Below are 14,315 nucleotides of genomic sequence, written 5' to 3'. Positions count from 1 at the left end.
ATAACTCAATTGCCTGTATTTTGGTCAATCGGGTTATTCAGCCAGCATCCATGCGGGTTGTAGCGGTTTCACCGATCCCGAATTGTTACTTGTAGAAACCGATGTAACCGCACAAGAAACACTCAATTAATGCGTACTGATACGATTGGCGTTATCGTCTTTTTGAGCCTGCTTTTGCAAAGCCTGATATTCTTCATCAGACAATGGCGTCGGCATATGCTGTAACGCAATTTGCAAAACATCGTCAATCCATTGCACTGGCTTGATAGTTAAATCCTCCTTGATATTATCTGGAATTTCCTTGAGATCGCGCTCATTTTCAGCAGGAATAATTACTGTTTTGATGCCGCCACGATGAGCCGCCAATAATTTTTCCTTCAAACCGCCAATACGTAAAACTTCACCGCGCAGGGTAATTTCGCCAGTCATGGCTACATCTGCTCTTACCGGAATACCCGTCAGCACAGAAACCAATGCAGTACACATCGCGATACCGGCACTGGGACCATCTTTTGGTGTAGCGCCTTCAGGTACGTGTATATGAATATCCACTTTCTCATGATAATCCGGCGCAACACCCAGGCTTTGAGCTCTGGATCTGACGACGGTTAACGCAGCCTGAATAGACTCCTGCATCACATCACCAAGCGAACCCGTCTTAATCATTCTGCCTTTACCAGCTACGGCCGATGATTCGATGGTTAATAATTCACCACCAACCTGCGTCCAGGCAAGACCGGTAACCTGGCCGATTTGGTCCTTGTTTTCTGCGCGGCCAAAATCAAACTTCCGCACACCCAACAGGTTCTCCAAAGAATCCGGCCCGATAACATCAACCTTAACGCTTTTTTTCTTCACATGACTGGTGACAACTTTTCGGCATAACTTGGCGATTTCTCTTTCAAGTCCCCGCACCCCTGCTTCACGCGTGTAGTAACGGACGATGTCCCGAATGGCGTCAGGCTTGATATTGATTTCACTTTCTTTCAGGCCATTAGCTTCCATTTGCTTGGGAATCAAATAGCGCAGGGCAATATTAAGTTTTTCATCCTCGGTGTAACCGGGAATGCGGATGACCTCCATCCGATCCAACAATGGACCAGGAATATTCATGGAGTTGGATGTGCAGACAAACATGACGTCTGACAAATCGTAATCAACTTCAAGATAATGGTCATTAAAATGATTGTTCTGTTCGGGATCGAGCACCTCCAGGAGAGCCGAGGCAGGGTCACCACGATTATCCATTCCCATCTTGTCAACTTCGTCGAGCAAAAACAGTGGGTTCTTAACTCCAACTTTGGCCATCTTCTGAATCAGCTTACCGGGCAGTGAACCGATGTAGGTGCGGCGATGACCACGAATTTCTGCCTCATCACGAACCCCACCCAACGCCATCCGCACGAATTCGCGATTCGTTGCTCGCGCAATTGATTCACCAAGCGATGTTTTACCCACACCCGGTGGTCCAACCAGACATAAAATAGGTCCTTTGATTTTCTTCACCCGCTGCTGAACAGCGAGATACTCAAGAATACGTTCTTTGACTTCTTCCAGGCCGAAGTGATCTTTTTCCAGCACCTCTTCAGCACGCGCAAGGTCATGGCGAACCTTGCTACGCTTTTTCCAAGGCACCTTCAACATCCAGTCGATGTATGCACGCAAAACAGACGCCTCTGCCGACATCGGCGACATCATTTTCAATTTACCTAATTCGGCTCGTGCCTTTTCTTCAACTTCTTTCGGCATACCCACTGCGTGAATCTTTTTCTCAAGCTCATCAATCTCGTTAACCTCTTCGCCGAGATCGCCAAGCTCTTTTTGAATGGCTTTCATTTGCTCATTCAAATAATATTCGCGCTGACTTTTTTCCATTTGTTTTTTAACGCGACCACGAATTTTTTTTTCAACTTCAATCACGTCAACTTCAGCATCCATTAAGTTCAATAGATGCTCAATGCGCTCACGCACACTCGCCATTTCAAGAATGGTTTGTTTCTGGGGAAGCTCAAGCGCCATATGTGCGGCAACGGTATCTGCCAGGCGACCCGGATCATCAATACCTGACAACGATGTAATGACTTCTGCGGGCACTTTTTTGCTGAGGTTTACATATTTCTCGAACTGATCAATTGTGGAGCGGATTAGAATATCCGCTTCTTTACCGGATAACTCTTCTTCAGCCATAGGCACAATACGAGCGCGAAAAAATGTATCGAGGTCGTCGACAGCTTCAATGTTTGCACGCTCTACCCCTTCCACCAGTACTTTGACTGTTCCATCGGGCAGCTTGAGTAACTGTAAGATAGAAGCAATAGTTCCTATGGAATACACATCCTCAGCAGTAGGATCATCTACCGAAGGGTTTCTTTGGGCGACCAAAAGTACTTGTTTGTCGCTCACCATGGCGCGCTCTAGCGCCTCTATGGATTTCCCGCGGCCGACAAACAATGGGGTAACCATATGCGGGTAAACCACAACATCCCGCAGGGGCAACAACGGCAACTCATTGGCATTGGAAACGGAAATATCTGATTGACTCATCAGGAATCCCTCATACTAGGAAAGACGCTGCACAGAGGGTGCAGTCATGTCTTAAGATTGGGGGCTATTTGCAAGAAATACAAGTTTGACTGGCTAAAAAAACGAAAAGAGCGCCGACTGGGCGCCCTTCTGCTAACTACAGCTGGTTTATGAAACAAGTGAGGGAAATTAATCCTCTTTAGCAACCTTAGCTGGCTTCTCAAGGTTTTCATATACCAGAATCGGCTCAGACTCACCTTTGATTACTGATTCGTCTACAACCACTTTTACTACATGCTCTTCAGATGGAATGCGGTACATGGTGTCAAGCAAAACAGACTCCATAATAGAACGAAGTCCGCGAGCACCGGTTTTACGTTCCATTGCGCGTAATGCGACTGCATCCAACGCATCCGGACGAAAATCAATGGCCACACCTTCCATATCGAACAACCGTGCATACTGCTTCGTCAGTGCATTTCTCGGCTCAGTTAAAATTCGCACTAAAGCCTCTTTATCCAGCTCATCAAGAGTAGCAATAACCGGTAAACGTCCAACAAACTCTGGAATCAAACCGTAACGCACCAAGTCTTCCGGCTCCAAATCGTGCAGAGTTTCGCCAAAGTTACGTTTGTCATCTTTGCTCTTTACTTCTGCGCTGAAGCCAATACCACCTTTCTCGGAACGCTCACGAATTACTTTGTCCAGACCAGCGAATGCACCGCCACAAATAAACAAAATATTCGACGTATCAACCTGCAAGAATTCCTGCTGTGGATGCTTACGGCCACCTTGCGGTGGAACTGAGGCAATGGTGCCTTCAATTAATTTAAGTAGTGCTTGCTGCACACCTTCACCGGAAACATCTCGCGTTATCGATGGGTTGTCAGATTTGCGGGAAATCTTGTCAATTTCGTCGATGTACACAATGCCTTGCTGCGCTTTTTCTACATCATAGTCACATTTTTGCAGCAATTTCTGAATGATGTTTTCTACGTCTTCGCCGACATATCCCGCCTCAGTCAAGGTGGTAGCATCAGCAATAGTAAAGGGTACATCCAGCAAACGAGCCAAGGTTTCAGCCAGCAAGGTTTTACCGCTGCCTGTCGGGCCAACCAGCAAAATATTGCTTTTGCCCAGCTCTACAGGCTCCTTGTCTTTGGTTTTATCGCCAACCCTGAGACGCTTGTAATGATTGTATACCGCTACTGCCAATACTTTTTTGGCCTTTTGCTGGCCAATAACGTACTGATCCAGAATGGCAGAAATTTCGTGAGGCTTCGGCAGCTTGTCTGAACTGCCTTCGATACTGCTCTCTTGTATTTCTTCGCGAATAATGTCGTTGCATAAATCAACACATTCATCACAAATGAATACCGAGGGCCCTGCAATTAATTTGCGAACCTCATGCTGACTTTTGCCACAAAACGAGCAATACAAGAGTTTCCCGTTTTTGTCGCCAGCGTCACTGGTGTGATCGGTCATTGAAACCACTCCGTCAAGTATTTCAGGATAACTATGCGTGCTTTACCCTGGATTTCAAGCTCTGCAGTTCTTTTATAACTCACTGCATGGATTTATTTGGTAATTATGCGCTTTTCAATTACTGCATCAACCAAACCGTATTCCTGGGATTGCGTTGCTGACATAAAATTGTCGCGCTCGGTATCTTTTTCAATTTTTTCTACCGGCTGTCCCGTATGGTGGGCCATCAGCTCGTTTAGACGTCCGCGGATCTTTAAAATTTCTTGGGCATGAATATGAATATCAGATGCCTGACCTTGCGCGCCCCCGCTAGGCTGATGAATCATCACGCGGGAATTCGGTAAACAGTAACGCTTACCCTTGGCACCAGCAGTCAACAAGAACGCTCCCATACTACAGGCTTGGCCAATGCACATGGTGCTTACATCCGGTTTAATAAACTGCATGGTGTCATAAATCGACATCCCCGCCGTTACCGAACCGCCGGGTGAATTAATGTATAAATGAATATCTTTGTCGGGGTTTTCGGCTTCCAGAAACAGCAACTGAGCCACAACCAGATTAGCCATATAATCTTCGACCGGCCCTACCAGAAAGATCACCCGCTCTTTCAATAAGCGTGAATAAATATCGTATGAGCGCTCACCGCGCGCCGTTTGCTCTACAACGATTGGCACCAGGCCACTGTTGATAATGGATGGGGCTGATTTGGAATAATCGTACGACATGTGCCTTCTTTTATCCTTGTGCCAGGGAAAGAAACAACTCAGATCAACCGCTTGCAGACCTGATATGACATTAGGGAGCTTAACCTGTGATGCGATTATATGCCAGTATCAAGCGCATTTGGGGAGAGAATTTGGGAGGAAGGAAGCCGCAAAACCAGCGTTTTGCGGCTTTTTTGAGCACTTATTGCTGCGGGCTACTGGACTTGATTACTTCGTCATAGCTCGATTGTTGCTCGGTGACTTTCGCCTGGGAAAGTATATAGTCAACGACCTGATCTTCAAGGACAGCAGACTCAACACCCGCCATTAACTCGCGATTACTATTGTAGTATTCAACGACTTCCTGGGGCTCCTGATAAGTTGAAGCAATATCCTCAATCATCGCTTTTACACGTTTGGCATCCGGCTTCAATTTTGCTGATTTAACGATTTCACCTACGATCAACCCCAAGGTTACACGGCGCTCAGCTTCCTCTTGGAACATGGTATCCGGCAGCAACGACTTGACATCAAAATTCTGCTTTTGGCCACCAAATCGCTGTAACATCTGTTCTCTTAATACATTGATCTCGTTCGCCACAAGCGCTTTAGGAACATCAGTGGAGTGGGACGCAATCAACGCATCCATCACCTGCCCTTTGACTTTAGCCTTGATCGCATTGCCAAGCTCACGCTCCATATTGGCTTTGACTTCTTTGCGGAATTGTTTTTCGCCGCCTTTTTCAACGCCAAACTTTTGGAAGAATGCCTTGTTCAACTCCGGCAGTACACTTTCGGTTACCTTGTGCACTTTGATAGCAAATTCCGCGTTGGCGCCCTTCAACTCTTCAGACTGGTAGTCTTCCGGGAAAGTCACCTTGATGACCTTTTCTTCCCCGGCTTTCATTCCAAGGATACCGTCCTCAAAACCCGGAATCATTGATTTGGAGCCCAATACCAGATCCTGACCTTCAGCTTTACCACCGGCAAACTCTACACCGTCTTTGGTGCCCACAAAGTCAATATTTACTTTGTCGCCATCAGCGGCAGCACGATCCACTTCAGTCCAGGTAGCCTGATGCTTACGCAGGACTTCAATCATATTATCAATGTCCGCCTCCGTGACTTCTGCTGCAATACGAGTGAGCTCGTAAGCGCTCAGATCACTCAAGGCAACTGTGGGGTATACCTCAAAAGTGGCAATGTATTCCAAATCCTTGCCTGCCGCCATTTGCTTGGGCTGGATATTAGGTTGACCGGCAGGTTTAACATTTTCTTTTTGTACGGCCTCGTAAAAAGAGCGGCTGATAACCTCACCCACAACCTCTTGACGCACACCGGCACCATAGCGGCGTTTAACTTCAGACAACGGCACCTTGCCTTTGCGGAAACCATTGATGCGCACATTGCGGGCAGCCTCTTTCAGGCGCTTTTCTACTTCGCTTTCTACTTGCTCAGCAGGCACGCCAATCGTCAGACGGCGCTCCAGACCAGAAGTCGTTTCAAGTGAAACCTGCATATTATCCTCGTGATATAACAAAGATTATTCAAATGGGAGTGGGGCTGCGGGAAGCAACTCGCTCATAACCTGCTCAAAATGGTGCGGTCGGAGAGACTCGAACTCTCACACCTTGCGGCGCCAGAACCTAAACCTGGTGTGTCTACCAATTCCACCACGACCGCATATGCCAAAACTTGATAAAGGTACTTGGCGATATAAAAAGCGCTAACCCTTTGATTTCTATCATTAAAATAAGAGATCAAACCGGCTCATGGGCGCGAAGGGTGCTGATTGTGCCACAGTCATTGATGGCGATCAACAGAAGGCTGCGGTTTGCCCCTTTCAAGCTTGATGAGCTTAATATTCGCTACTTGTTTCACGTTGACGAGCGACCATCGCGCTGAATGACGCCGCCCATGACTGAATTACATCCAGATCCACCTCTTGTGTCTCGTCAACAACATCTATTACTTTTACCGCGATAAGATTTTCCTGCTCTTCCTCTTTGCCTCGGTGCTCTGGTTCAGCTTTTGGTGTTGCCCATAAACTCTGATAATAGCGCTGTAATTGGCCGAGCCAGGACGCGTTGTCACCAACGAGCAACTGTAGCTCCAATGCTTCCGCAGGCTCTTTATCCATTGCGCTCAGCGCCGCCCACAAATTGGCGCAATCATTTACCGTTGCAACCTCCTTAACCTGGTACGTTTCAGCCACTTCCCGTAAGTAATGATTGAAACCACACATCAGATGAAAGACTGCAGCATCAAGCAGTGCTTGCTGTTGCAGTTTCTTAGTTGCGATGGCACCCCCTTCCGGAAAAGCCGCCTCTTTTAAGGTGGCACGGGCGTAAGCCAACTTTTGGTTTACAAGCGAAAGGCTGGAATTAGCCATAAACAGACCTTTATAAATAGCTGTGGCGCATTCGGGATGCGCCACATGACCGGAGACTTAAGAACATCGCAGAACTTATTTCGAGGGAACCCACTTTCCATTTTGGTAAAACGCCTTCCAGCCGGTAGCCTTCCCGTTAATCTCGGTTTGAACATATTGCTCTTTGGTCTTGCGGCTAAAGCGAATCACCGTTTTATTGCCATCAGGGTCCTTCACAGGTGCAGATAATAAGAAGCGATACTTGGGATCAATCTGATCCTTGTGGGGAAGCAGTTCAGCCACCAAGGGTGCTCGCGTCTCACGGTTCTTGGGGAATTGACTGGCGGCCAAAAACAATCCAGATGCGCCATCGCGCAACACATAGTGATCATCAACCTTTTCACACTTCAATTCTGGCATGGCGATTGGGTCGACTTTTGGTGGCGCCGCTTCACCGCTTTTTAGCAATTTGCGGGTATTTTTACACTCGCTATTGGTACAGCCAAAATACTTTCCGAATCGGCCGGTCTTGAGCTGCATCTCGCTACCGCACTTATCACATTCCAGCGTTGGGCCTTCATAACCCTTTAACTTATATGTTCCCTGCTCTATCTCATAGCCAGGACAGTCCGGATTATTTCCGCAGATGTGGATCTTGCGATGCTCATCAAGCAGGTAACTATCCATCGCGGAGTTACACAGTTTGCAGCGATGTTTGGCGCGCAGCTGTTTGGACTCGGCTTCTTCATCGGCATCGGCATCGATAACTTCGTGCCCTGAGACCAGATTCATGGTGTTCTTGCAACGCTCTTTAGGCGGTAGGTTATAGCCGGAGCATCCCAGGAAAACACCGGTGCTGCCCGTGCGAATTTGCATGTGGCGGCCACACAAATCACATTTCACATCGGTATCGGTCGGATCATTGGCACGCATACCCTTGCTTTTGCTATGGGCCTGCCGCAATTTATTGGTAAATCCAGCGTAGAATTCATCCAACAATTTACGCCAATCTTTACCGCCTTGTGCCACGACATCGAGTGATTCTTCCATGTTCGCCGTAAAGCTGTAGTCCATCAGATCATCAAAGCTCTCAACCAGGCGCTCCGTAACAATATCGCCCATTTTCTCGGCGTAAAAACGTCGATTCTCCAGACGCACATAACCGCGGTCCTGGATAGTTGAGATAATCGAGGCGTAGGTGGACGGACGACCAATACCACGCTTTTCCAATTCTTTCACCAAGCTCGCTTCGCTGTAGCGCGCGGGCGGTTTGGTGAAGTGCTGCGCCGGATTTAATTTAATCAACGGCAACACCTGCCCCACTTTCATATCTGGCAGAACGACGTCTTCATCTTTTTTAGCCAGTTGGGGTAAGACTTTGGTAAAACCATCAAAACGAATCACGCGGCCACGAGTGCGCAACTCATAGTCGGCAGCATTAACTACCACAGTGGTGCTTGTATATTCCGCCGGGCTCATTTGGCAGGCAACAAACTGTTGCCAAATCAGGGAGTACAGGCGTTCTGCATCGCGCTCCATACCGCTGAGATGGTTCGGCAACACAGAAACACTGGATGGGCGAATGGCTTCGTGAGCCTCCTGGGCTCCCTCTTTGCTGGAATAGGCGACCGGATTATCCGGCAGGTAACGCTTTCCATACTGATCCAGAATATAAGCGCGGCAAGATTCCACGGCTTCCTGGCTCAGGTTGGTTGAATCAGTACGCATGTAGGTGATGTAACCCGCTTCGTACAGTCGCTGGGCCATCATCATGGTTTTCTTTACACCATAGCCCAGGCGAGTGCTGGCTGCCTGCTGAAGTGTTGAGGTAATAAAAGGCGCAGAGGGTTTTGATTGGGTCGGTTTATCTTCACGACTGACCACTTCATAGCTGGCGTGTTGCAATGCCTTAACGGCCGCCATTGCGTCCGCTTCGTTTAGCGGCTTGAATGCTTCATCTTTATGCTTTTTGACTTCGAAGGCAGCTTGGGCTTTATCGGCTTTGAGGTCGGCAAATACAGTCCAATATTCTTCCGGGATAAACGCACGGATTTCCCGCTCACGCTCCACCACCAAGCGCACCGCTACGGACTGGACTCTACCGGCTGACAACCCACGCGCCACCTTTTCCCACAACAAGGGTGAAACCATGTAGCCCACAACGCGATCAAGGAAACGACGCGCTTGTTGGGCGTCCACTCGATCCTGATCTATCGGGCCCGGGCTTTTAAATGCATTTTGAATGGCGGACTTGGTAATCTCGTTGAACACTACACGACGATAGCGATCACTATCGCCACCGATAGCTTCGCGCAAATGCCAGGCAATCGCCTCTCCCTCGCGATCCAAGTCGGTTGCGAGATAAACCTGATCGGCTTTTTCGGCCAGTTTTTTTAATTCATCGACAACTTTCTCTTTACCGGGCAGGATTTCATAGTGAGCGGCCCAGTTATTCTCCGGGTCAATCCCCATACGATTGATGAGCTGTTGTTTGCTCTTTTGCTCCTGGTAGGCCGCTTTCTCTTCCGCAGACATTTTACGTGTGGCGGCAGCTTGCTTGGCCCGCTCTTTGGTATCCACAGGCTTTGATGTTCCGCTGGTCGGCAGATCACGAATGTGGCCGATGCTGGATTTGACGATAAAATCCCCACCAAGGTATTTATTGATTGTTTTAGCTTTGGCTGGTGATTCGACAATAACTAAGGATTTGCCCATAGCGTTCTTCTATAAATTCCAATAAGTGGTCTGGCGACTGCGCCAACGGCGGCGTATATTTCAACAATCCCTTGAGGCAAGTGTCATAAGACGGGCTAAAATGCCGACAAGGTGCGCATATATAAGTCTTGAATCTATCAGGGTCAAGGGGCTGTTCTGCGACTGGCTCGGTAAAAATGGTTATTACATGCTGGAACCGAGCATACGACTCCATCTTTGAGCGCCAACACAGAATAAAGCTAACCAATTGTTTTAATTGATTTTTTTAGAAGAAAATTTTACTTTATCGCCTTCCTTGCACACCGTTATGCAAGACACGGGTAATTTTTTAGCAAATATCACCGACTATTGATGATGACTCTTCTTTTTATACTCATTTTGGTTATTCTCGCAGCACTGGGTCTGGTCAGTTTCATCAACCAGATGCAGAAACGGGAGCGGACTCGCCGACTTCAGCAACGCCAAATGCGGTTACAGGTTGAGCTTCTGGAGGAAGTGGTCGACTGTTTATCGCAAACCCTGCCCAACCGACAAATTGCCAAACACGTCAACGATGAAATCCTTGATCATTTACAACGAATCCTGCAATTGGAGCGGCGCAACACCACCCACATTGAAACCAACATCAAATATGCCGAAACCCGTGGAAACGAGCTCGTTAATTTGCGATCCCGCCCCCACACCAGTTACCTCAAGGAGAGTGATGTCCAAATTGTTCAGGCCCAATCGCATTTGAATAAAGCCGCCCATGTGCTGCGCCATCAACATGTGTTAGGCCGGGTAAGTGATGAGGAACTGGATGTATATCTCAATGAACTCAACTGGGCGCATTTGATGGTCAGCGCCGTGTCATTTATCGGACAGGGGTATAAAGCCAGCAGCAGGGGCGACATATTTTCGGCCCAAGCCTATTATAAGAAAGCGCAATACTTATTGATTGAATCCAACCATCCGGACCCCAAACGGATGCGTATGATCCGGGAGCTGGGTGAAACTATCGCCGGTACCCGAAAAGTACTGAGTGAAGATCTGGTCCCTGAAGAGGCGGCCTTACTGTAATCGTGAAACTTAATGGGAACGGCGAGCCGCCTGTAATTGCTGCAACAAAGGCAGCAAGGTTTCGAGGCGGCTAATGCCCCCGCTTTCAGACCAATAGAAACCATGCCCCTGAACATTCCCCTCAACCGCACGAACAGAAGCAGGTAATTGCGGCAGAATGGCTCCAAGCGCCACCTGTTCCTTTGGCGAAGCACGACCGTTAGCATGCCATTGCCAGTTACCCATAAAGTGGGCTTCATGTGCATAAGGCGTGCGCATCAATAGCCATTCCGGACGAATTTCCTCCTCTGAAGGAGCCTCATCCGGGAGTGAATACACCGGCATGGCTGATGGTGTGTCAATATCAGTGTTTTGCCGCGGCAACGAGATAATCCGCACACGTAACCCCAGCTCCATTGCCCTGCGGCGTAATTGCTCCTGGCCCCGTTGCGCTGCGTTAGGCTGTAGCATCATAATCGGACCCAGTACCATCGCCACGACAGCAATCACAACAATAATTACCCAAAGATTCATTACATTCCTACCTGTTCGTTCTGTTAAAAGTCGAGTGTATTCAGGGTCTGGCCACGCTTACCAAATGGGACTAGTATTAGGAAACATCGCGTGCCTTGGGCTATTTCGACCGCACAATAATTAATCAAAGGTTTTACACGGGACAGCAATTATGACGCCGCTCTATCGCCACATCATTGTCGGTTTGGATTTATCAGAAGAATCGCCGCAGGTTTTATCCAAAGCCGTCGCCCTGGCCAAAGCCTGCGAAGCACAGTTAAGTGTGGCTCACGTTATTGAGCCGATTACCTTTGCATATGGCGGTGATATGCCGGTGGATTTATCGGAAGTTCAGGAACAATTGCAACTCAAGGCAGAACAGGAATTACAACGCTTGGCCAGCCAGGCCAATTTCCCGATCCAACAGGAGCATGTATTGGTCGGCCAACCAGCCACCGAGCTGCATTACCTCGCCAATCAACAGGAGGCCGATTTGATTATCGTGGGCAGCCATGGGCGCAAGGGTTTTGCACTTTTGCTCGGTTCTACCTGCAACAGCGTTTTACACGGTGCCATGTGCGATGTTCTCGCAGTTCGGGTAAACCCTCCTGACGATAAAAAATCCGCATAAAACGGTATCTACCAGAATTTAAGAGCCTTAATTCGCCTGCTGCATATCCTCCAGCTCAGCCCAGCGTTCGAAACATTGCTCCAGCTCCGCTTCGATACGGGCTAATTCCTGCATTTTTGCCTCAACAATTGCGGCTTCCTGGGCAAAAAAATCAGGAGCCGACACTTCCGTCTGCACCTCAGTTTGTTGCTGCTCAAGTTGCTCAATCCTGCCGGGCAATTCATCAAATTCCCGCTGCAACTTATAACTGAGCTTTTTGTTGCGCGGCGCAGGTTTTGGTTCTGACTGACTCGGAATCGCTTCCTGTTTGGCAGGTTGTGATGATGGTACTTCATCAGCAGGCAAATCCGGCTCGGTCCATTTCCCCCCCTGACGAATCCAGTCATCGTAACCGCCGACATACTCCAGCACATTGCCCCGCCCTTCGAAGGCGATGACACTGGTAACAATATTATTTAAAAATGCACGATCATGGCTCACCAGCAAGACGGTTCCATCGTAATCATTGAGGATATCCTCCAGCAGCTCCAGGGTTTCCACATCCAGATCATTTGTGGGTTCGTCGAGCACCAAAAGGTTGGCCGACTTGCTGAACAACTTTGCCAATAAAACGCGATTTCGCTCGCCACCGGACAATGCGCGCAAGGGTGTCCGTGCACGCTCACCGGTAAATAGGAAATCACTCAAATACGAGATGATATGAACATTTTTTTTATTTTTACCATCATCCACTTCGATAAATTCTCGCCCCTCGGCAATGTTATCGACGGCATTTTTATCCAGATCCAGTTGATCGCGTAATTGATCAAAGTAGGCAATATTCAGGTTGGTTCCCAAGCGTACCTGACCGCGCTGCGGTTGCAACTCGCCGAGGATCAGTTTTAACAGCGTACTTTTGCCGACGCCGTTAGCACCGACCAAGCCAATGCGATCACCGCGCATGATGGTGCTGGAAAAATCCCGCACAATAATTTTGTCGCCCCAAGCATAATAAACACCCGTTAACTCGGCAACCAATTTTCCCGACGCTTCGCCACTGGTCAGTGAAAAATTGGCTTTACCGATGAGTTCACGCCGCTCAGAGCGAACATTACGCAACTCTTTCAGCGCACGCACCCGCCCTTCATTTCGAGTACGACGGGCCTTGATTCCCTGGCGAATCCAGACTTCCTCCTGAGCCAACTTTTTATCGAACAGGGCGTTATGACGCGCTTCTTCAGCCAGCGCTTGTTCGCGGTACACCAGATAACTCTCATAATCACCGGCCCAATAGCGCAGGTGCCCGCGATCCAGTTCTGCAATATGCGTAGCGAGAGTTTGCAACAAGGAGCGGTCATGGGTAATAAAGACCAAGGCACCTTTAAAATTAAGCAGCTGCTTTTCCAGCCAATCGATAGCGGCAATGTCCAGATGGTTGGTCGGTTCGTCGAGTAATAACACATCCGGCTCGCCCACCAGGGCTTTGGCAAGCGCAACGCGGCGACGCCATCCGCCGGACAATTCGCGCATAAAGCGCTCTGCCGGCAAGTCAAGGCGGGATAGCACCGTCTCAACCTGCTGTTGCAAATTCCAGCCATCCCGCGCTTCGATTTGTTGTTGCAGCGCGGCCATTTTTGCCATCCCGGCATCGGAGATTTCCGCTGCGTGAGCCAAGTGGCGATATTCCGCCAGCAATTCACCCATCCCCTGAAATTGCGCAGCAACCACATCAAATACTTGACGGTCGTCTGCCTCCGGCAGATCTTGCTCCAGCCGCGCAATGCGCACGCCGCTTTGCCGGATGATATCGCCTTTATCCAGGTCAACCTCTCCGTCGATCACTTTCAGCAAACTGGATTTACCCGCACCGTTACGTCCAATCAAACACAACCGTTGGCCGCGCTCAATCGTGAGGTCAATCTGATCCAGCAATACTTGCAAGCCGTAACTCAGATACGCTTTTTCCAATTTAATCAACGACATAAGAAAATCATTCATCCACTATTACAAAATGCCAAAAGAGCCTTGGCTGACGAGGGTCCGCATGATACCGCTTTTATCTCCAACAACGCAGACTAAATTGCGTTGTAGGTATAGGCATAATGGTGACTGAAGCAAGCCAGAAAATGGAACCGGACCCAGGTTGAAACGTCGAACCAAACGAATACTTAACGATGCCGGTTACCGTCAGATAACTATAAAAACGGGTGAATAGGTGACAGTATTTTCTTACTTTATATCAATATGTTAGAAAATTTATCTCTATAGAAGATGAAGTTTACTCCGGCCACTGGCGAATCCGATAATCCACTGTTATTCTCAATGTATTCGCTATAAATGAGGCTGTCCGATA

10 protein-coding genes and 1 tRNA gene are annotated in these 14,315 nt (G+C 48.5%); 2 read left to right on the top strand and 9 right to left on the bottom strand.

The window, feature by feature from the left end; all coding sequences use genetic code 11:
* Nucleotides 1–126: 126 nt before the first annotated feature.
* The 7 genes from lon to topA form a co-directional block, all read right to left on the bottom strand.
* Complete coding sequence (gene lon, locus CBR65_RS02835; protein ID WP_087465442.1) at nucleotides 127–2,544, bottom strand: endopeptidase La; 2,418 nt, start codon at nucleotides 2,542–2,544, stop codon at nucleotides 127–129.
* A 168-nt stretch (nucleotides 2,545–2,712) separates the two neighbouring features.
* Nucleotides 2,713–4,008: an ATP-dependent Clp protease ATP-binding subunit ClpX gene (clpX, locus tag CBR65_RS02830; RefSeq protein WP_087465441.1), complete on the bottom strand. Its 1,296-nt coding sequence runs from the start codon at nucleotides 4,006–4,008 to the stop codon at nucleotides 2,713–2,715.
* 92 nt (nucleotides 4,009–4,100) lie between these two features.
* Entirely contained in the window at nucleotides 4,101–4,736 is a 636-nt protein-coding gene (clpP, locus tag CBR65_RS02825) for an ATP-dependent Clp endopeptidase proteolytic subunit ClpP (RefSeq protein ID WP_087465440.1), read from the bottom strand.
* Between the two features lie 181 nt (nucleotides 4,737–4,917).
* Nucleotides 4,918–6,234, bottom strand: coding sequence for a trigger factor (gene tig / locus CBR65_RS02820; protein WP_087465439.1), 1,317 nt, complete (start codon nucleotides 6,232–6,234; stop codon nucleotides 4,918–4,920).
* Between the two features lie 79 nt (nucleotides 6,235–6,313).
* A tRNA-Leu gene (locus CBR65_RS02815) sits at nucleotides 6,314–6,398 on the bottom strand.
* A gap of 175 nt (nucleotides 6,399–6,573) precedes the next feature.
* Nucleotides 6,574–7,107, bottom strand: coding sequence for a DUF6586 family protein (locus tag CBR65_RS02810; RefSeq protein WP_087465438.1), 534 nt, complete (start codon nucleotides 7,105–7,107; stop codon nucleotides 6,574–6,576).
* A 75-nt stretch (nucleotides 7,108–7,182) separates the two neighbouring features.
* Nucleotides 7,183–9,801 (bottom strand): type I DNA topoisomerase, encoded by a 2,619-nt coding sequence (topA, locus tag CBR65_RS02805; RefSeq protein WP_087465437.1) that lies wholly within the window; start codon nucleotides 9,799–9,801, stop codon nucleotides 7,183–7,185.
* A gap of 351 nt (nucleotides 9,802–10,152) precedes the next feature.
* Between topA and CBR65_RS02800 the strand changes: the two genes are divergently transcribed.
* Complete coding sequence (locus tag CBR65_RS02800) at nucleotides 10,153–10,860, top strand: hypothetical protein (protein WP_232461331.1); 708 nt, start codon at nucleotides 10,153–10,155, stop codon at nucleotides 10,858–10,860.
* A gap of 9 nt (nucleotides 10,861–10,869) precedes the next feature.
* Here the strand turns inward: CBR65_RS02800 and CBR65_RS02795 are convergent, their stop codons facing one another.
* Nucleotides 10,870–11,373, bottom strand: a complete 504-nt coding sequence (locus CBR65_RS02795) for a hypothetical protein (RefSeq protein WP_087465435.1) — start codon at nucleotides 11,371–11,373, stop codon at nucleotides 10,870–10,872.
* Between the two features lie 151 nt (nucleotides 11,374–11,524).
* On the opposite strand from CBR65_RS02795, the gene CBR65_RS02790 reads away from it, so the two are divergent.
* Nucleotides 11,525–11,983, top strand: coding sequence for a universal stress protein (locus tag CBR65_RS02790; protein WP_087465434.1), 459 nt, complete (start codon nucleotides 11,525–11,527; stop codon nucleotides 11,981–11,983).
* Between the two features lie 27 nt (nucleotides 11,984–12,010).
* Here the strand turns inward: CBR65_RS02790 and CBR65_RS02785 are convergent, their stop codons facing one another.
* Entirely contained in the window at nucleotides 12,011–13,945 is a 1,935-nt protein-coding gene (locus CBR65_RS02785; RefSeq protein ID WP_087468897.1) for an ATP-binding cassette domain-containing protein, read from the bottom strand.
* Nucleotides 13,946–14,315 lie beyond the last annotated feature (370 nt).

It is taken from the genome of Cellvibrio sp. PSBB006, assembly GCF_002162135.1.
In the GTDB taxonomy this organism is placed as follows: domain Bacteria; phylum Pseudomonadota; class Gammaproteobacteria; order Pseudomonadales; family Cellvibrionaceae; genus Cellvibrio.
This window is presented reverse-complemented; position numbering and strand designations above follow the sequence as displayed.

What these genes read in the sequence shown, in the direction of transcription:
- CBR65_RS02785 (WP_087468897.1), bottom strand. Translation starts at nt 13,945, where the DNA reads ATGTCGTTGATTAAATTGGAAAAAGCGTATCTGAGTTACGGCTTGCAA.
- clpX (WP_087465441.1), bottom strand. Translation starts at nt 4,008, where the DNA reads ATGACCGATCACACCAGTGACGCTGGCGACAAAAACGGGAAACTCTTG.
- CBR65_RS02800 (WP_232461331.1), top strand. Translation starts at nt 10,153, where the DNA reads ATGATGACTCTTCTTTTTATACTCATTTTGGTTATTCTCGCAGCACTG.
- lon (WP_087465442.1), bottom strand. Translation starts at nt 2,544, where the DNA reads ATGAGTCAATCAGATATTTCCGTTTCCAATGCCAATGAGTTGCCGTTG.
- CBR65_RS02795 (WP_087465435.1), bottom strand. Translation starts at nt 11,373, where the DNA reads ATGAATCTTTGGGTAATTATTGTTGTGATTGCTGTCGTGGCGATGGTA.
- CBR65_RS02810 (WP_087465438.1), bottom strand. Translation starts at nt 7,107, where the DNA reads ATGGCTAATTCCAGCCTTTCGCTTGTAAACCAAAAGTTGGCTTACGCC.
- CBR65_RS02790 (WP_087465434.1), top strand. Translation starts at nt 11,525, where the DNA reads ATGACGCCGCTCTATCGCCACATCATTGTCGGTTTGGATTTATCAGAA.
- topA (WP_087465437.1), bottom strand. Translation starts at nt 9,801, where the DNA reads ATGGGCAAATCCTTAGTTATTGTCGAATCACCAGCCAAAGCTAAAACA.
- tig (WP_087465439.1), bottom strand. Translation starts at nt 6,234, where the DNA reads ATGCAGGTTTCACTTGAAACGACTTCTGGTCTGGAGCGCCGTCTGACG.
- clpP (WP_087465440.1), bottom strand. Translation starts at nt 4,736, where the DNA reads ATGTCGTACGATTATTCCAAATCAGCCCCATCCATTATCAACAGTGGC.